The sequence below is a fragment of the Mesorhizobium sp. M1307 genome, from assembly GCF_040318155.1.
GTDB lineage: Bacteria > Pseudomonadota > Alphaproteobacteria > Rhizobiales > Rhizobiaceae > Mesorhizobium.
Window position 1 is genome coordinate 74,628 of record NZ_JAMYLR010000003.1, and the last position, 17,573, is coordinate 92,200.

19 protein-coding genes and 3 pseudogenes are annotated in these 17,573 nt (G+C 61.6%); 12 read left to right on the forward strand and 10 right to left on the reverse strand.

All coding sequences use genetic code 11. The annotated features are described in order from the left end of the window. The first annotated feature begins 21 nt into the window (after positions 1-21). Positions 22-696 carry a 5'-methylthioadenosine/S-adenosylhomocysteine nucleosidase gene (locus tag NKH16_RS05970; RefSeq protein ID WP_352744023.1) on the forward strand — a complete coding sequence of 225 codons (675 nt, stop codon included), beginning with the start codon at positions 22-24 and terminating at the stop codon, positions 694-696. Here NKH16_RS05970 and NKH16_RS05975 read toward each other — a convergent pair. Further along, positions 668-994 carry a hypothetical protein gene (locus NKH16_RS05975; protein ID WP_352457583.1) on the reverse strand — a complete coding sequence of 109 codons (327 nt, stop codon included), beginning with the start codon at positions 992-994 and terminating at the stop codon, positions 668-670. The two genes, NKH16_RS05970 and NKH16_RS05975, sit on opposite strands and share 29 nt — an antisense overlap. 101 nt (positions 995-1,095) lie before the next feature. On the opposite strand from NKH16_RS05975, the gene NKH16_RS05980 reads away from it, so the two are divergent. Together NKH16_RS05980 and guaA are read left to right on the forward strand one after the other, a co-directional pair. Next, on the forward strand, positions 1,096-1,599 hold the full coding sequence (locus NKH16_RS05980) for a MarR family winged helix-turn-helix transcriptional regulator (protein ID WP_352748016.1): 504 nt from the start codon (positions 1,096-1,098) through the stop codon (positions 1,597-1,599). Between the two features lie 55 nt (positions 1,600-1,654). Next, a complete protein-coding gene (gene guaA, locus NKH16_RS05985) occupies positions 1,655-3,217 on the forward strand; it encodes a glutamine-hydrolyzing GMP synthase (RefSeq protein ID WP_352898677.1) in 1,563 nt (520 codons plus the stop codon). 649 nt (positions 3,218-3,866) lie between these two features. Here guaA and NKH16_RS05995 read toward each other — a convergent pair. Next, entirely contained in the window at positions 3,867-4,514 is a 648-nt protein-coding gene (locus NKH16_RS05995) for a TetR/AcrR family transcriptional regulator (protein ID WP_352874836.1), read from the reverse strand. Between the two features lie 283 nt (positions 4,515-4,797). On the opposite strand from NKH16_RS05995, the gene NKH16_RS06000 reads away from it, so the two are divergent. Beyond that, positions 4,798-5,691, forward strand: a complete 894-nt coding sequence (locus NKH16_RS06000; protein WP_352874835.1) for an NAD(P)/FAD-dependent oxidoreductase — start codon at positions 4,798-4,800, stop codon at positions 5,689-5,691. Here NKH16_RS06000 and NKH16_RS06005 read toward each other — a convergent pair. Next, a pseudogene (locus NKH16_RS06005) lies at positions 5,586-5,906 on the reverse strand (DUF736 domain-containing protein); the annotation flags it as partial. The gene NKH16_RS06000 and the pseudogene NKH16_RS06005 overlap by 106 nt on opposite strands. 80 nt (positions 5,907-5,986) lie before the next feature. Between NKH16_RS06005 and NKH16_RS06010 the strand changes: the two are divergent. Next, on the forward strand, positions 5,987-6,850 hold the full coding sequence (locus NKH16_RS06010; RefSeq protein ID WP_352874833.1) for a class I SAM-dependent methyltransferase: 864 nt from the start codon (positions 5,987-5,989) through the stop codon (positions 6,848-6,850). A 905-nt stretch (positions 6,851-7,755) separates the two neighbouring features. On the opposite strand, the pseudogene NKH16_RS06015 reads toward NKH16_RS06010, so the two are convergent. The 5 genes and pseudogenes from NKH16_RS06015 to NKH16_RS06035 all read right to left on the reverse strand — a co-directional run. Then, positions 7,756-7,868 (reverse strand): annotated as a pseudogene (locus NKH16_RS06015) (alpha/beta fold hydrolase); the annotation flags it as partial. Positions 7,869-7,871: 3 nt separating this feature from the next. After that, positions 7,872-8,684, reverse strand: coding sequence for an SDR family NAD(P)-dependent oxidoreductase (locus NKH16_RS06020; protein WP_352450989.1), 813 nt, complete (start codon positions 8,682-8,684; stop codon positions 7,872-7,874). 34 nt (positions 8,685-8,718) lie between these two features. After that, positions 8,719-9,225 carry an SRPBCC domain-containing protein gene (locus NKH16_RS06025; protein WP_352450990.1) on the reverse strand — a complete coding sequence of 169 codons (507 nt, stop codon included), beginning with the start codon at positions 9,223-9,225 and terminating at the stop codon, positions 8,719-8,721. A 3-nt stretch (positions 9,226-9,228) separates the two neighbouring features. Continuing rightward, positions 9,229-9,828, reverse strand: coding sequence for an NADPH-dependent F420 reductase (locus tag NKH16_RS06030; protein WP_352748026.1), 600 nt, complete (start codon positions 9,826-9,828; stop codon positions 9,229-9,231). A 62-nt stretch (positions 9,829-9,890) separates the two neighbouring features. Next, complete coding sequence (locus tag NKH16_RS06035; RefSeq protein WP_352898683.1) at positions 9,891-10,625, reverse strand: SDR family NAD(P)-dependent oxidoreductase; 735 nt, start codon at positions 10,623-10,625, stop codon at positions 9,891-9,893. A 276-nt stretch (positions 10,626-10,901) separates the two neighbouring features. Between NKH16_RS06035 and NKH16_RS06040 the strand changes: the two genes are divergently transcribed. From NKH16_RS06040 to NKH16_RS06065, 6 genes and pseudogenes are all read left to right on the forward strand, one after another. Beyond that, positions 10,902-11,798, forward strand: coding sequence for a LysR family transcriptional regulator (locus NKH16_RS06040; RefSeq protein ID WP_352874829.1), 897 nt, complete (start codon positions 10,902-10,904; stop codon positions 11,796-11,798). A 208-nt stretch (positions 11,799-12,006) separates the two neighbouring features. Then, a complete protein-coding gene (locus NKH16_RS06045) occupies positions 12,007-12,474 on the forward strand; it encodes an NAD(P)H-dependent oxidoreductase (protein WP_352898809.1) in 468 nt (155 codons plus the stop codon). Between the two features lie 227 nt (positions 12,475-12,701). Next, positions 12,702-12,869 (forward strand): annotated as a pseudogene (locus tag NKH16_RS06050) (GMP synthase (glutamine-hydrolyzing)); the annotation flags it as partial. Positions 12,870-13,201: 332 nt separating this feature from the next. Beyond that, positions 13,202-14,134, forward strand: coding sequence for an alpha/beta hydrolase (locus NKH16_RS06055; protein ID WP_352748030.1), 933 nt, complete (start codon positions 13,202-13,204; stop codon positions 14,132-14,134). Positions 14,135-14,153: 19 nt separating this feature from the next. Further along, positions 14,154-15,101 carry an RNA polymerase sigma factor gene (locus NKH16_RS06060; protein ID WP_352450994.1) on the forward strand — a complete coding sequence of 316 codons (948 nt, stop codon included), beginning with the start codon at positions 14,154-14,156 and terminating at the stop codon, positions 15,099-15,101. A 60-nt stretch (positions 15,102-15,161) separates the two neighbouring features. Next, a complete protein-coding gene (locus NKH16_RS06065) occupies positions 15,162-15,875 on the forward strand; it encodes an SGNH/GDSL hydrolase family protein (RefSeq protein ID WP_352874827.1) in 714 nt (237 codons plus the stop codon). 72 nt (positions 15,876-15,947) lie between these two features. Here the strand turns inward: NKH16_RS06065 and NKH16_RS34995 are convergent, their stop codons facing one another. Both NKH16_RS34995 and NKH16_RS06070 read right to left on the reverse strand, forming a co-directional pair. After that, entirely contained in the window at positions 15,948-16,526 is a 579-nt protein-coding gene (locus NKH16_RS34995; RefSeq protein WP_502904486.1) for a GFA family protein, read from the reverse strand. Then, entirely contained in the window at positions 16,454-16,819 is a 366-nt protein-coding gene (locus NKH16_RS06070; RefSeq protein WP_352833573.1) for a VOC family protein, read from the reverse strand. Before NKH16_RS06070 ends, NKH16_RS34995 begins: the two co-directional genes overlap by 73 nt. 87 nt (positions 16,820-16,906) lie before the next feature. Between NKH16_RS06070 and NKH16_RS06075 the strand changes: the two genes are divergently transcribed. Next, positions 16,907-17,563, forward strand: a complete 657-nt coding sequence (locus NKH16_RS06075) for a TetR/AcrR family transcriptional regulator (protein ID WP_352450997.1) — start codon at positions 16,907-16,909, stop codon at positions 17,561-17,563. Positions 17,564-17,573: the final 10 nt, after the last annotated feature.

Here is a 17,573-nt window from a genome sequence, read left to right on the forward strand (position 1 = left end):
GGGTAGGGAGGATGGACGATCATGGCCGGCAAGACACCTGGTGAGCTCACCCCGATCTCCGGCAAGTCCGTTCTCTTCGTCATGGCGGCGGAGGCCGAATACGGTCCACACCTGCAGCGGCTGTTCACACCGCTGATGACCGGCGTCGGACCGGTCGAGGCCGGCGTCGGACTCAGCGCCGAACTATCCCGGCTGCATGCCGGGATGGCGCTGCCCGATCTCGTCGTGTCGCTCGGGTCGGCGGGCAGCCGGACGCTGGAGCAGACGGAAATCTACCAGGCCGTTTCGGTTGGCTACCGCGACATGGACGCCTCGCCCCTGGGGTTCGAGAAGGGCGCCACGCCGTTCCTCGACCTGCCTGTCAGCGTGCCGCTGCCGTTCAGGATACCAGGCGTCAGACAGGCGACGCTGTCGACCGGGGCGGCAATCGTCACCGGCGCCGCCTACGACGCGATCGCCGCCGACATGGTCGATATGGAGACCTTCGCCTGCCTGCGCGCCTGCCAGCTGTTCGACGTTCCGCTTATCGGCCTGCGCGGCATTTCCGACGGGGCAGCCGATCTCAGACATGTCGGCGACTGGACCGAATATCTGCACGTCATCGACGAGAAGCTGGCCGCGGCGGTTCAGCTGCTGGAACAGGCGATCGCCTCCGGCGCAATCGACTTCAAGCTTGTTGGGGCGGCAGGTTCTTAGCGTTGCCGAACAGCACGCCGATCATCCTGAAGCGAACGGCGTTGTCGCGATTGATGTAAGTGACTGACCCGGGCTCGTGATCGAGGGTCCAGCGTCCGGTCGCGCCGGTGTCCCAGTCGGCGACATAACCGTCATCGAGCATCCGCCAGCGCCCGCTTCGCGCCTCGCCATCGTCGAGCAGCATGTGCGCGGCACCCTCGCTTTCAAAATAGACGTAAGCCTCCTTGCCGTTTCGTTCCAACACATGGGTCATGCCCGGAATGAGCATTGCAAGGGTTTCCTTCTGAAGTGCTGCCATGATTTCCTCCTGAATTGAAGTCGCCGATTGTCTTGACCGGCATCGCCACTTAGAGTGAACTAGTAGTCAAGACGCTTGACTATGTATCGGGCGAGAAGAATTTGGTCAAGGACCTTGACGAAAAACCTGAAGCGCTGCCGGATCACATAGGTTGGCGGCTGTGGCAGGCGAGCCGCGCCTGGCAGACCGAGTTCGCCGCCGCGATGCGCGCTGCCGGCCATCACTGGTTCACCGAAGCGCGTGCCGGCCTGCTTGGACACATCCCGCGCGGCGGCATGCGCCAGTCGGCGCTGATCGAGCGCTCGGCGATCTCAAAGCAGGCGATTCAGCAATTACTCGATGGCCTGGAGACGGAAGGTGTGTTGCAGCGTCTGCCCGATCCGCAAGACGGTCGCGGCAAGCTTGTGCGCTACACCCGCAAGGGCCTGGACGCCCTGCGCGATGGCGACCGCATCAAGCTGCAGATCGAACGGAGCTATGTTGCCCGCCTTGGTCACGAGCGTTTCGCGGCGCTGATGGGCGCCTTGCGGTCACTCGATACAACGCAAACTGATGCATTGGACAAAGCCTCTGGCGTTCAGGACGACACACCGGAATCGAAGTGAAAGCGCGACCTCACAACCCATTGCGCCGACTCGTTTCTTTCTCTAAACGCTCGCCATGAAAACAGCCAATCATCCCGACACCGTCCTGATTGTCGATTTCGGCAGCCAGTTCACCCAGCTGATCGCCCGCCGCATCCGCGAGGCCGGCGTCTTTTCCGAGATCGTGCCCTTCCAGTCGGCCGAGGCGGCGTTCAAGCGCATCAATCCGAGGGCGGTGATCCTGTCCGGCGGCCCGGCCTCGACCGGCGACATCGGCAGCCCGCGCGCGCCGCAGATCGTCTTCGATGCCGGCGTGCCGGTGCTCGGCATCTGCTATGGCCAGATGGCGATGTGCGTGCAGATGGGCGGCGTCGCCGAAAGCTCCGACCACCGCGAATTCGGCCGCGCCTTCGTCGAGATCGCCAAGGACAGCCCGTTGTTCGAGGGCCTGTGGGCGCCCGGCCAGCGCCATCAGGTGTGGATGAGCCATGGCGATCGGGTCATCTCCCTGCCCAAGGGGTTCGAGGTGCTCGGAAAATCGGAGGGCTCGCCCTTCGCCATCTTCGGCAATGTCGAGCGCAAAATGTACGGCCTCATGTTCCACCCCGAAGTGGTGCATACGCCGGACGGCGCCAGGCTGCTCCGCAACTTCGTCCACAACATCGCCGGCATCGAAGGCGACTGGACGATGCGCGCCTACCGCGAGCACGCGGTCGAGACGATCCGCAAGCAGGTCGGCAAGGGCAAGGTGATCTGCGCGCTGTCGGGCGGCGTCGATTCCTCGGTCGCGGGCTTGCTGATCCACGAGGCGGTCGGCGACCAGCTGACCTGCATCCTTGTCGACCACGGTCTGATGCGCAAGGACGAGGCATCAGGCGTGGTGGAGATGTTTCGCCAGCATTACAATCTGCCGCTGATCCTGGTCGACGCTGCGGACCGTTTCATCGGCGCGCTCGAGGGCGAGTCGGACCCCGAGAAGAAGCGCAAGACCATCGGGCGGCTGTTCATCGAAGTGTTCGAGGAGGAGGCCGAGAAGCTCGGCGGCGCCGATTTCCTGGCACAAGGCACCCTCTATCCCGACGTCATCGAAAGCGTCTCTTTCAGCGGCGGCCCGTCGGTGACCATCAAGTCGCATCACAATGTCGGCGGCTTGCCCGAACGCATGAACATGCAGCTGGTCGAGCCGCTGCGCGAATTGTTCAAGGACGAGGTGAGGGCGCTCGGCAAGGAGCTCGGCCTGCCCGACAGCTTCATTGGCCGGCATCCGTTCCCCGGTCCCGGTCTCGCCATCCGCTGTCCGGGCGGCATCACCCGCGAAAAGCTGGAGATCCTGCGCGAGGCCGACGCCATCTATCTCGACGAGATCCGCAAGGCCGGCCTCTACGACGCCATCTGGCAGGCCTTCGCCGTGCTGCTGCCGGTGCAGACCGTCGGCGTGATGGGCGACGGCCGCACCTACGAATTCGTCTGCGCGCTGCGAGCCGTCACCTCGGTCGACGGCATGACGGCCGACTTCTACCATTACGACATGGAATTCCTGGGAGCAGCCGCCACCCGCATCATCAACGAGGTACGCGGCATCAACCGCGTCGTCTACGACGTGACGAGCAAACCGCCAGGCACCATCGAGTGGGAGTGAGGGAAACGGCGATGATAGGCGGCCCTAGCGTAGTATTTCGCAGAAAATACAATGATTTGCGGGCAGGGCAGACTGCTAGCCAGGGCACATTATCAATGGAATTGACAAACCTATCAAGTCATTGAAATCGTTAAGTTTATCGGAGCGCCTGGCGCGGCTCGCAGCTTGTAGCAGATCACTCTGACGGTACTTTTGACGGTGTTTTCGTATCCGACAGAGCATTCTAAAAAGTACCGTCATTCGTTTTTAGGGTTTGACGGTACTTTTCTGTGTGTCAACGCTTTGAAATATATAACGAAAATGCCCGTAGCATGACATTTCCGCGCTGACGGTACTTTAGTTATCGACATACATAGTTTCAGCTTTGGCTGCGGTGCCGATCGATGTTCCGGACCCGATCGCATATCGTCGGATGGCACCGTCGCATCACCTATCAAATGTTGTCCCGACTGCTGCCGGATCTGCGAGGGAGAGAAGCGTCGACCGCATCCAGGCGGGAGCTTGGACCGCGGTAGATGCGAGCGTCTTTTTATCGTTGGGAGAAAGATGAGGTGCCGCGATCTGTGCAAGCTCGGCCGCGCGCGCCGGCCCAATATGACGAAGCGCCTGGACCACGGTCCCGGCCAAGCTGCCCGGAGCAATCAAATGCTTATCCGCCCGCCTGGTCGTTGCCACCGTGCGCGGCGATGAACATGGCGACGGCCGACCGGCAATAGGATTCGATTTCGTTGTCGTCCTCTGCTCTCGCCTGATCGAAGCGTGCGATAATCAGGAGATCGGATCCTTTGAAAAGCGCGGCAAACAAGCGGGCAGACCGGAGAGGATTGGGCACATTCAGAACCGCCTTCGCGTGGAACTGGCGCAACAGGGCCTCGATTTGGGCGATGACATGGGCGGGGCCGGCTTCGTAATGGAGCTTGCTTAACGACTTTTGATTCGTCTTGTCGGCCATGATCATGGCTTCGACACTGCGGACGTCCGAGCTCAACAGCGTGCGAAGCAGGGATGATCCCACCGCCATGAGCTGATCCTCGGCCGCACCGTCGACACCTTCAAAAAGGGCCTGTGGTGCAAACTGATGGCAGCGGGTCGCGATAGCCGCGCTGAACAGCGCCTCCTTGTTCTCGAAGTGCCGATAGATGCTGAGCTTGGATATCTTCGCCCGCTGGGCGACCTTGTCCAATGTCGTCGCTTGAAAACCCAATTCCACAAAGAGTTCGCACGCGGCGTCGACTATCGTTTGGCCAAGCGCCTCGTTGGCGGGCCGGCCGCGCCGGCCCTGGCTGTTTACGGTCACGACAATTCCAGTACTTGACAGTATCCTAATTCGTGAATTACGATACCATGCAGTATCGGAAATGTGCAAGCCAGTGGGTAGGTTTCAACCTGTTGTCCAAATCAAGTTTCCCCGGGCCGGCGATATCGAATGCGGCATTGTCCGGCCGGTCAACACAGTGATGGGCGACTTCTCGCAGAGGCCGAAGCCCTGCTAGCTGCCCGTCTCGAGCGCGTATCGCTGGACGATATTGCGCGCCAGGCCCAGCCCAACCCCCTCCATCCACGACACGGAGCCCATCACCATGGATGACGTCATCATCATCGGCGGCAGCTTTGCCGGTCTCGCCGGCGCCCTGCAGCTCGGCCGTGCCCGCCGCAAGGTCACTGTTCTCGATACCGGCCTGCCGCGCAACCGCTTCGCCGGCCATTCGCATGGCCTGCTCGGCCACGATCACAAGCCACCGCTGGGCATCCTGGCCGAGGCGCGGCAGCAGCTGGCGCGCTATCCCACGATCAGGCTGGTCAATGCCCGGGCCGACAGCGTCTCCGGCGCCATCGACGATTTCTCCGTCCTCACTGGCGATGGCGAAAGCCTTGGGGCGCGGCGCCTGATCCTGAGCTATGGCGTCGCCGACCAGATGCCTGATGTTCCGGGCTTTGCCGAAGGCTGGGGCACGTCCATCGTACCCTGCCCCTATTGCGATGGCTTTGAAGTCGCCGGCCAGCATTGGGGCCTCGTCTGGTCCGGCCCGCAGTCGCACAATTATGTCAGGCTGTACCACGATTGGACCGACAGGTTGACGCTCTTCGCCGATGGTCACGACATTACACCCGATGTCCGGGCCGATCTGGCGCGCCGCAACATACCTGTCGTCGATGGCCGGATCACCGAGATCGCCCATCACTGGGGCCATATCGCCACCGTCAATCTCGATACCGGCCCCAATGTCGCGGTCGACATCCTGTTCGCCCATCCGCGCAACAAGCCGTCCGCAAGCCTGCATGAATCACTGGGCCTCGCCACGGTCGATACGCCCCTCGGCATCGCCCTCAAGGTCGACGAGCGCCGCGAAACCAGCATTCCCGGCATCTACGCCGCCGGCGACCTCGCCAACCCCCTCATGGCCTCGGTCACTACGGCATCATCGCACGGCGCGATGGCGGGCATCTTCTCCCAGCAGTCGATGCTGGTTTGAGAGCACAGATTCCCTTCTCCGGTTGCGTCGTCGCCTTCGAAGAGGTTGGCGTAGATCGGCGCGGTGAAGGACGGATCGTCGAGTTTGACGGAATGGTAGGAGCGGCTGTCCTTCGAGGTCCGGCGCCAGGCGGCACCGATCTCGACGCCTGAGACGATCACACGCAGGTCTGGTGCCTTATTGCTGTTGGAGGCGGGTTTGCTCGAGACGATACGCGCCTTGGCATCGGTTCGGCTCCCCCCTTGCCTCGATCAAAGGGTAGCTAGTTAAGAACGGATCAGAACAAGGATATGGCATGGCAGAGAAAAATGTTTATCAGGTAGCCGACTGGAATGGCCAAAGCGGGGAGCGCTGGGTCGCTTACCAGGCCCGGCTCGATGCCATGATGGCGGTGTTCGGCCAGGCCGCGATCGAAGCCGCCGCGCCCGCCAAGGGCGAACGCGTGCTGGACGTCGGCTGCGGCGCGGGGGCGTCTAGTCTGGATCTGGCCGCCCGCGTCGGCGCGGGGGGCCATGTGCTAGGCGTGGACATATCCGAACCGCTGATCGGCAGAGCGCGCGCGCTAGCGCCGCAGGATACGCCGGCCCTGTTCCAGGTGGCCGACGCCAGCAGCACCGAGTTGCCCGAGGGCGCGTTCGACATCCTGTTCTCGCGCTTCGGAGTGATGTTCTTTGACGATCCTACGGCGGCGTTCGCTCATATGCGCCGTGCGCTCAAGCCGGGCGCGCGGGTCGCTTTCGTCTGCTGGCGCGGCATGGCCGAGAACGTTTGGGTGCGCTTGCCGATGGGCGCGATCAAGGGCATCGTCCCGCCGACGGCGCCGCCCGATCCCGAAGCGCCCGGCCCGTTCTCGTTTGGCGACCAGGGGCGGGTGGCGCGTATTTTAACGGCGGCTGGCTTCACCGATGTCGCTATCGCGCCATTCGATGCCTCCATCCCGTTCGGCGAGGGGGGGACGCGGGACGCGGCGATCGACGACGCGGTGGAGATGACACTCGAGGTCGGCCCGCTGTCGCGCGCTCTCGCTGATCAGCCCGACGACATCCGCGCCCGCGCCTCGGCCGCGGTTCGTGCCGCCTTCGCGGGCCTCCCCGGCGAGCGGTCGGTGATGATCGACGGCGCGGCGTGGATCGTCATGGCACGCAATCCGGCAAGCTGACAGGGATTAACAGGGGAGACGCCCCGCTCGGTGGAGCGGGGCGTCTTTGGCCGGTCAGATTGATGTCCCTTCTGGCTTGGAAGCCGCCATTAGCGAGCTAGAGGCTTTGATGGCGGGGTACAGCGTTTGCACGACACTCGAAAACGTTGGTGCACGTGCTTACGGAGCACGTAGCGGGTACGACGTCCGCACGCGATGTATTCGAGGCTGCACAGAACGCCGTCAAGGCGTAAGTCCGGGACGGATCAAGGCATGAGAGGAACTGCGTGTCGTTCAGGCTCTTGCGAGCCGTGACGGTCTTTTTGCCGACGGGATCGTGAAGGCACAGCTAAAGAATGTCGAAAATCGACCAATCGATGCCGATAGTCGCTGAAACCGAGCAGATTTTGAATCGCCGAAATTCTCCTTTGAATTCAAGAGCGCAAATTTCTGACGGATCGGGGAGACGGTTCTTCATTGCGTGCAGAAAGAATTTGTGCGTGGAATTCAATGCGTTACGATCACTTAAAACAATCGAGTGGGAATGATGGGGCGTACGGTAGAGTAGGTTGGAGTACTGTCGGATATATTCGGAAATTGTTGGTCAACGATAGGAGGCGATAGTTCGCGGGCGATTCTGCAAGAACAAGCAGCCGTTTTGCAGGTCGGCGATAGACCTTCGATTATGTGTAGAGAGGCTCAAAGGGATCGATACACCGCGCCGTCCACAGCACATGCTTTGGATTGGGATTGGAGCGCCGATCCAATTCCTCGGACAATAGACATCATGTTCCGTGGATTTGTATCATGGTCTAAGCCCCGGGGCGGGACCAACGAGACGAGCGCACGGCCGCCGAGCACAGCGGGGACGGCGCCGTAGCTGAATACGTTCTCGTGCCTCGCATAGTTTCAGAGTGCTCCCGCAATGCGTGGATCGTGCGCATGCCGTGCGGCAGATCCCTGTAGACTTAAGCGTGCCATGCTTCAGCAGCTTGGCCGATAGCGGACCCGAGTTGGCGAACGGAACAATTTGGTCGTCCTGCTACGCGACGAAGCGGACCACGCCACCATCCACCCGCAAAGCCGCGCCGGTGGTCGCCGAAGCCTGCTCCGAGCAGGTGTAGATGATCATGTTGGCCACCTCATCGGTGGTCGCGAAGCGGTGGATGAGGCTCGTCGGACGCATCGCCTGCAGGAAGCCCTGCTCGGCTTCGTGCTGCGTGATTCCATTTGCGTCAGCCTGTTTCGCCATGAAGTTGCCCAGGATCTCAGAGCGGGTAGGTCCCGGCAGGACGGCGTTGACGGTGACGCCCGTGCCCGCGACCGCCTCGGCAAGCCCGCGTGAGACCGCGAGTTGAGCGGTCTTGGTCATGCCATAGTCGAGCATTTCCTTAGGGACGTTGACTGCGGATTCGCTACTTATGAACACGACGCGGCCCCAGCCTTTCGCCACCATCCGCGGCAGGTAATGACGGCTCGCGCGCACGCCACTCATTACGTTCAACTGGAAGAGGTCAAGCCAGTCCTCATCGGGGATATTTGCGATATCCTCGACGCCGTTGTAGCTCCGGATGTGTGCTGTACCGACGTTGTTCACAAGGATATCGGCGTCCGGCGCATGCGCGATCAAGGCCTTTGCCCCCTCCGCTGTCGCAAGATCAGCGGCGATACCCGAGATGTCGCTGCCGGGGAAGGCCTGCCGCATCTGCCGCACCGCCTCATCGACCCGAGCGTTTCCACGGCCGTTGACGACGACCGATGCACCGGCACGCGCCAACCCCTCCGCCGTCGCGCGGCCGATACCGGCGGTGGATCCGGTAACAATGGCCTTGCGGCCTTTGAGTTCGATATTCATCTCATTCATCTCCAAAATTAAATAGGAAGCGCAATCAATCCACTGTCGTCTTCGCTGTTTCCGCCTCCGCTGCGTGGGCGAGGCTTTCGACCCAGTCTTGGTGATACCGGTAGAGTGCGCCGGGATGTTTGCGCCCGAGTTCATCGAGGAAGAAGGGGCCCTGCTGCGTTTCCTCGGTCAGCACATGGCAGCCATGGTCCGTAGGCGTGATGACCCAGCCATGGTATGCGCTTGAGCCGGTCTCGTCGCCATCAACTGTCGTCGCCCATGCGAGCCTGCGAAGGGGCTCGCATTCCGTCACGACCAGACTCATCGGAAATCCAACCGTCACACGGCTGTATCGCGTTCCGAGCGCCAGTTCCGGCTCCCCCGTCAGAATCTTGACCTGATCCTCGGCGGGAAAGTAGCTCGACCAATTCTCGGCTTCGACGAGCAGCTTCCAGACCGCTTCAGGCGGCGCCTTCACGTCAATGTCGTTGAGTGCGTAGATGGCCGACGTTTTCGGATCATATCGCTCGGGCCAAGTCACATGGTCGTACATCGATTACTGCTCCTTCTTGAACAAATCCTGGAAGATGAGCTGGCCCCAAGTGCGGCCGCGCGCGTGCACCAGCGCGCCACCCTCGTTGAGCTTTCCCAGCTTGACGGGTGCGAACCCGAGTTGTTTGGCCAAGGCCGCCACGGGAGCGATCGCGTCCTCGTCGTCGCTCGACAGAAAGACGACCCGGTGGCCGCCCTCGACGATCGGATCGGCAGCCAGGGTGGCCGCAACCAGGTGATTGAAACCTTTCACGAACTTGGCGCCGGTGAACGCCTTCGCGACGAAGGCGGAGGACGGGAGGCCGTCCAGCTCTTCAGGCACTGGAAACGCGTTCATCGCGTCGATGACTGTCTTGCCTTCCCAGCTCGGCAGAGCCTTCGCAACCTCGCGATGCTCCCCGAACGGGACCGCCAAGATGATTGTGTCGGCCTCGAGTGCATCCCGCAGCGACTTGGCGACGACCGTGGGTCCAATCGCCCGAGCCTGCGGCGCCAACGCCTCGGGCGGCCGGCGGCTCGCGACGGCCACGTCGATGTTTCTACGGGCGAAGGCGTGGGCGAGGGCCTGACCTATCTTACCGAATCCTACAATTGCGTAGCTCATGATCTTCTCCGATCCGTGTTGGTATTGATTTCCCCGGCCTTCAACGGCGCTGGGTTAGCGCGTCAGAGTTGCGCAAGACCGCCGTCAACGGCGACCTCGCTGGCAGTCATGAAGCTGCTGTCCGACGACGCGAGAAAGGCCGCCGCCGCCCCGATCTCCGCCGGATCGGCCATGCGCTGGAGCGGAGTCATCGAGGCGAAGACCTTCTGGCCCTCCTCGCCTAGCGCTTCCTTCGCTAGCTCGGTCGCAGTGGCCCCGGGCGACAGCACGTTTACCCGGATGCCGGTGCCCTTTAGGTCCTCCGCCCAGGTCCGCGCGAGGTTGCGCACTGCCGCCTTGCTCGCGCTGTAGGCGCTCATCCCCGGGGCGCCCGTGGTGCCAGCGCTCGATCCGGTCAGGATTATCGAACCGCCCTCGCTCATCAGCGGCAGCGCCTTCTGGATCGTGAAGATCGTACCCTTCACATTGGTGTCGAAGGTTTCGTCAATGTGCTCGGCGGTGATCTCGCCGAGCCGAAGCTGGCTTCCCGCCCCGGCATTGGCAAAGACGATGTCGAGGGTTCCACGCTCGGCCTTCACCGTAGCGTAAAGTCGGTCGAGGTCGGTCAGATCGGAGACCGAGCCCTTCACCGCGCGGGCATTGGGCCCGAGGTCGGCCACAGCGGCGTCGAGCGCTTCCTGCCGACGGCCGAAGATGAAAACGAAGGCGCCCTCCTCGATGAAGCGCTTTGCTGCGGCGCGGCCGATGCCGGTAGCGCCGCCGGTGATGACTGCAACCTTCCCTTCAAGCTTTCCCATGACTTATCCTTCCAGGCCTTCGCCTTTGGTTGTGCGGGGACACCCCCGAGAGCCTCGAAATGGGTCCGCCGGCGTCAGTTGTTGAGTGCGGAAGCACGCACATCGGTGGTGCGAAATCGATCCGGCTGGACGACTGACGCCAGCCGCGACGATCGGCGCCCGCCGTTCGGAATTGAGCCGCGCTCGTCGATATAGGCTATGATGACCGCCCGTACTGCTGTTCGATGTGTTAGATACGGGCTTTGGAAGGCGCACCGCGCGGTGCCGGATTGCACCATGATCGACTGGGATGACGTTCGCTACTTTCTTGCCGTCGCGCGCGGAGGCTCGGTGCGGGCCGCCGCCGAGCGCCTCGGTGTGAACCACTCGACCGTGCTGCGACGTGTCGCCCAGCTCGAGGAACGTCTCGGGGTGCACATGTTCGAAAAGCTGCCTTCGGGCTACCGCCTGACGGCTGCGGGCGAGGAGGTCCTCGAGTTCGCGGACCAGATGGAAGTGTCGTCGCACCTGCTGGAGACGCGCGTCTTCGGGCGCGACCAGAGCGTGCGCGGGCTTCTGCGGGTGACGCTGGCACCGCCCCTCGCGACACACCTGCTCATGCCGGACTTCGCTGATTTCGCGCGTCTGCATCCGGACATCGAGATGGAAATCTTGTCGTCCGGCGAGCTGGCAAATCTGACCAACCGAGAGGCCGACGTCGCGATCCGCGTCGTCTACGACCGCAAAACCCTGCCGCTCAACCTTCACGGCCTGAAGGGACCGGAACTGTTCGGCGGCATCTACATGTCCTGCGATCGACTAGCCGCGTGGCGTGCGGGCGCGCCTGATCCCATCCGGTGGATCGTCATAAGCATTCATGGAATTCCGGAATGGGCCAGCGAGGGTGAGGTTCGCACCACCGGGGTTCCCTTCAGGACCACGGACGCCGAGGCGCAGATCGTTGCTGTACGGCAAGGGCTCGGGATCACGACACTGCCCTGCTTCGTCGGAGATGCCGACCCCCTACTGGTGAGGGTGCCGGGCACCGACCTGCACATGTACGGAACGCTCTGGCTTCTCACGGTGGGGGAGACACGCAAGACGAAGCGCGTGCGGCTCTTCACGGAGTTCGTATCCCGCAGGCTAGCCGCGTACGCTCCGCTTCTCGCGGGGCTGTCCATATCGCGCGACTGACGGCTGGCAGGTCGCCGATGGCGCTGTCTCGAGCGTACCGCTGTAGAAGGGCCATTCTCGGCGTCGAAAAACAATTGCTCTTTGAAGACTGTGGCGCGTACAGCTATTTCGAAATCCATGATTGGCATGAGAAGCTTTGCCCGAGCACCGCGCCGCACGAATGATGACGCGCAGCGCAACCAAATTGGGGAGGATTCAAAATATTGGTATGCGATGTTTGATTGTCACGGCTCATCCACTCAATCCAAGCCTTTGCCAAACGCTTTCGAACGCAGCTATCGACACCCTGATGGATGCGAAGCACCAGTGCCGACATGTTGATCTGTATCGATCTGGCTTCTTCCCGGCTCTTACACCGGCGGAGCGCGCGAGCTACTATTCCGGATTCGAGACTACAGAGGTAGCTAAAGAGATTGAGGATCTTCTCTGGGCCGAGACTATCGTCTTGATTTTTCCCACGTGGTGGTTCGGACCTCCAGCTATATTGAAGGGCTGGTTCGACAGGGTATGGGTGCCTGGTATTGCATACGATCACGCAGCCGATCTTGGTGCCATACAACCGCGACTTCGCCAGTTAAGGAAGGTGGTTGCAATAACCACTTTGGGCTCACCTTGGTGGGTCGATTGGCTGATCCTCAGGCGGCCAGTGCGGCGTGTTCTCAACCAGCTATTCTGAATACCTGTGCTCCTCAAGCCTCGCTTACGTTCCTTTCATTTTACAAGGTTGAAAGTCTGCCTAGGCAAGGTGTCGATGCTGCGATAAATCGCATTAGATCAACGCTACAGCATCTATAGCTAAGCCCCGTCACAATGCTCCTTTTCCTTGAAGGGCGCAGGTAGAGCAATGCCCGTGGGGACAGCGCGGCTCGTGACCGCTGCCCTTATCGGTATGTACGCGCATACGCGCCGAAAGCGTCACCATCGGTAGATGGCAGCACCGCGGATATCTACCGTCACGACATGGCATTCCTGGGCGCCGCCGCCACCGGCATCATCAACGAGGTGCGCGGCATCAACCGCGTCGTCTATGACGTGACGAGCAAACCGCCAGGCACAATCGAGTGGGAGTGACGAGGAGTACTGCGGAGTAGAAGAGGATAGAGCAGCATGTTTAAGGCGATGCTGGCTCGGCGATAATAGTCAATAGTCCCAGCCCCCGGCCACCCGGCGACGGCATAGACGAAGCATCTGGCCGATCGGCGAATGTCTGGAACGAACGTCCCACAGAGAAGGGTGGAGCAGCCTAGCCTTGCTGGGTTTGACACCCGGGGTCCGCGGCAACTGCCACCGGCGAGGCGTTGCATCTGCCGGCGACGTATCCTTTCGCTCAGTTCGTCCGTCTTAGCTGTTGATGGGCGCGGTCATCCTGAACGTCGCCCTCCACAACGAATTGGAGCGTGACAATGAACAGCAAGCAGAGCTTAGCGAACAAGATACACTATGAAACGCTCGCCGAGGCTTGGCGCAGCGGTCGGGAATTGCCGCCGGAAGTCTCCGAGTGGTCTGTCTTGACGGCAGAGCCGGGCGACGTCGATTACATTGAGACCAAACTCGGCGACAAGACCGCGCTGTGGGTCCAGCCAAAAGCGGCGGCCAATGATCGGGTCATGCTTTACCTGCACGGCGGTGGCTATCTCGGCGGATCGATCTGGACCCATCGCAAGATGGTCGGACACCTCGCCAAGGCGATTGGCTGTTACGCGCTGCTCGCCACTTACGACTACGTTTTCCAGAGCAAGTTTCCGCGCCAAATCGAGCAGGCCGTGACCGCGTTCGAGTGGCTCGCCGAGCAAGGTATCGCGCCGAAGCACACCATAGCTGCAGGCGATTCCGCCGGTGCTGGCCTGATCGTTGCGGCCGCGATGAAACTCCGTGACGCGGGACGGCCGCTACCGGCCGCGATTCTCAGCATCTCTGGCTGGTACGATCTGTCGGCGAGCGGGCTCTCTTATGAAGCCAATCGCGAGAAGGACGCATTCTTCCAGAAGGCGGCCGTGGATATGCTGGCATCGCAACTCCTCGCAGGTACCGATCCCAGGGATCCACTCGCCAGCCCGATCTTTGCCGATCTGAAGGGCCTGCCCCCGACCTATCTGCAAGTGGGTGGAGACGAAACCCTGCTCGACGACAGCCGGGCGCTTGCCGACCGCGCAAAAGCCGCCGGCGTCGAGGTGCGCCTGGACGTATTTCCGGGGATGCTGCACTCGTTCCAGATGATGGCTGGGCGTGCTCCCGAAGCCGACGACGCGATCGCGCGGTTGGCACAATGGGTTCGCCCCAAGCTTGGTCTGGCCGCAACCGCGGCAATACGCGCTGAAGGTCAGGAGGTCGCATGACTGGCAAATTGAAACCAAGATGTGGCAGCTGAAGGACATGCCCGAGCGACCGACCGGCCTGTTCGACGCGCAGTATCGAGCCTTCCTCGAGACAGTGTGGGGCGTCCGCGCGCAACTGCATCGCTATTGCACTCGCATGACCGGCTCGCGGCTCGACGGCGAGGATCTCATGCAGGAGACGCTGTTCGAGGCCTACACGAAGATCGAGACCCTCGATGATCCCCGCAGGCTAAAACCCTGGTTGTTTCGCATCGCTCACAATCGCTGCATTGACTTTGTGAGGCGGCGCCATGCGCGCGAGCGAGCGGAAAGCGCCTATTCGGACGACATCGGCGTCATCGCTGCAGAGCCAGCGACCACTGATGCCCATCGCGCCGTCGAACGGCTGGTCGGTCATCTGCCGCCCAAGGAGCGCGCCTGCGTGCTCTTGAAGGATGTGTTCGACTATTCGCTGGAAGAGACCGCGGAACTCGTGGGCTCGACGGTTGGCGGCGTCAAATCCGCGCTCTCCCGTGGACGTGCGAAGCTCGCCGGCTTGCCCGCGGAACCTGTCGGTGAACCGAGCCGCCCGCTGGATCCCGACACCGCGCGGCTCTTGCAGCGCTATGTTGACCTCTTCAACCGCCATGACTGGGATGGCGTGCGGGGCCTGACCAGCGCCGATGCCCGGTTGCGGGTCGCCGATTGCTATGACGGCCTGCTCAGAAGCTCTCCCTATTTCGTCGAATACGAGCGAAACCCGGAGACGTGGACCATGGAGTTGGGGACGATCGACGGAGAACCCGTCCTCCTCGTGCTTTTCCAGCGAGGCGACCAGTGGCAGGTCGCGTGGCCGGTTCGTGTCCATGTCGCCGGTCGCGTCATCGACCGCATCGAAGACTATTATGCCTGCCCGTGGGTCGTTGGAAACGCCTCGGAGTCCGACTTGACGCTCACGCCTTGGCCAGCCGTTTTGGGAAGAGCATAAGGCGACGATTTCTCACTCTGGCTTGGCGGAGTCACGCTGGTGAATTCTCAACGAAAAATCGTGGCGTGCCTCGGATCGAGCAGCACGGCGGGCAAGGGCCAGGCATTCGATTGGATCGCGGAGCTCCGCCGGCGGCCGGGCAACGGGCAATTTGAGTTCCGGAATTTTGGCGTCGGCGGCGACTTGGCCTACAACGCGCTGCAGCGGTTGCCGGATGTGCTCGCCTGTCGTCCCGACAAGGTCATCGTCTGGGTCGGCGGGAATGATGTTCTCACGCTCGTGTCACGCAAAGTGCGGCGATTCTTTACGTTTTGGAAGCGTCTGCCCCGCACGCCTTCGCCCGATTGGTTCCACGAGAATCTGGCCGAGATAGCACGCAGGCTGAAGCGCGAGACGGCGGCGGACATCGGCCTTTGCTCGCTCCCTCCGATAGGAGAAGCGCCGGATTCGGACGACCCGTTCCAGAGCGAGCTCAACCGGCGGATCAAGGAATATTCTGCGATCGTGGCGGCCATCGCGCACGAGGAACGCTGCGGCTATGTCCCGCTCCATGAGGCGCTCACCGAGGCGGTTCGCGCCTCGCCTGGCCGGGCCTACACGGCGTTCAACTTTCTTCCATTCTATCGCGATGCTTTTCGCGTACTGGTGCTGCGGCAGCGTCCGGATGATGTCGCCCGCGTAAATGGCTGGCTATTTCACACCGACGGCGTGCACTTGAACAGCCGGGCAGGGCTGATCGTGGCGGATCGCCTACAGAAATTCGTTCAGGCCTGAACCCTGAGCGGCAAGGCTGTATCCGATTTGCGCACCTATCTGAATGTCTTATCGCGCAGGCTGGCGGCCGGTTTATCGACCTAGCAACATCGCCACGCGCGATGCCAAAAGTTTAACGACGAACCCTAGAGGATAACCCCGGTGGCTCGGCACGTCGTCAGGAATGACATCGCTGTCCGACTTGAACTTAGTGCAAATCCGCAGCTGCAGTGGCGGGAGTTCTCCGTGAAACCGCGCTCTGTATGCCGAGACCCAATGCGGACCTCTATCGAAGTTCATTAACATCGCTGAATTGCAGCACATGGCGATGACCCTATTCGTGGCTGAAGTTTCCTTAAGCTTGTAACCCCTCAGCAATTCGGCCCCCTTGGAGCACTCGATGCGGTCCTTTCGATAGAGGATGTATGCGGTGCCGCCATCGGGATCGCGTATGGCGCCAGCACCTGGCAAAGCTTCGATCTGATCAGCTCCCTTCCGGCAGTCGTCGCAGTAGCAGGCACTGCTCACGATCGGCCTGCCAAAGGCTTTGAGTTCGACGCCACCGCAAGAGCAAGTTGCGGTCATGATAGGTGAGTGCGTCATCTGCTGGTGATCATCATGCGATTGCCCTCGCTGTCCCGAAATTCCGCGATCGAGCGCCCCGGTTGCCATGGCGCAGGGCGCGGTTCTGCTATGATCTCGGCGCCTCGCGATTTGAGTCTCTGAACGGTGACTTCGATTTCGTTGTCAACCAGCACGAGGACGGGCTCCTCAGATGGTGTTTCGTCCTTGCGCCTTAGGAAGTGGAGGGTGGTTTCGGCACCTGGAAATCCGAGTTCGATCCATCGCCACCCATCATTGCCCATTGGCTGATCGGCGACGACGCGGCAGTTCAGGTGATCGATGTAGAACGCCTTGGCGCGTTCCTGGTCGAACACCGGAAGCTCCGCGAACTGGATGTGCATTGTCGATCTCTCCCCATTGCATCCCGGCTCAAATCAAACTAGACGGTCCAGTACTATGAGTCAATTAGCAGCGCAGGCGCCAGAGGCATGACCAGGACGCCCTCAGCAGGTGTTTCACAAGAACTCGACGAGCAGGGCCGATCGGCACAAAAGCGGCGGGCCATCCTCGATGCGGCGACAGAGGTGTTTCTGCAAAAAGGCTATCTGGCCACCAGTATGGATGAGATCGCAGCGCTTGCGGCGGTGTCGAAGCAGACCGTCTATAAAAATTTTCCAGGCAAGGAGACGCTGTTCGTGGAGATCGTAAGCAGCGTGACCAATCGAGCCAGCGATCGGGTCCACAGTGAAATGCCGGACCTCGCTGAGGGCGAGGATGTTGCCGAATATCTTCAGCGCTATGCGTACCGACAGCTTACCGTGGTGCTCACGCCGCGTGTCATGCAGCTGCGCCGTCTGGTGATCGGCGAGGTCGGCCGCTTCCCAGAACTGGCAAAGGCGCTCTTCGATGGCGGACCCGGGCGCGCAATTGCGGCGATGGCAGTGTTGTTCGAGCGCTTGGCTGATCGCGGCCTGCTTGCGATCGATGATCCGGCCGTCGCCGCTTCCCAGTTCAATTGGTTGATTATGGGCGAGCCATTGAACAGGGCCATGCTGTTGGGTGACGAGTCGATTCCGAAACCGGCGAAGCTTCGACGGCACGCCGCGGCCGGCGTACGGGTGTTCCTTGCGTCATACGGCAAGTGAGGCACGCCAC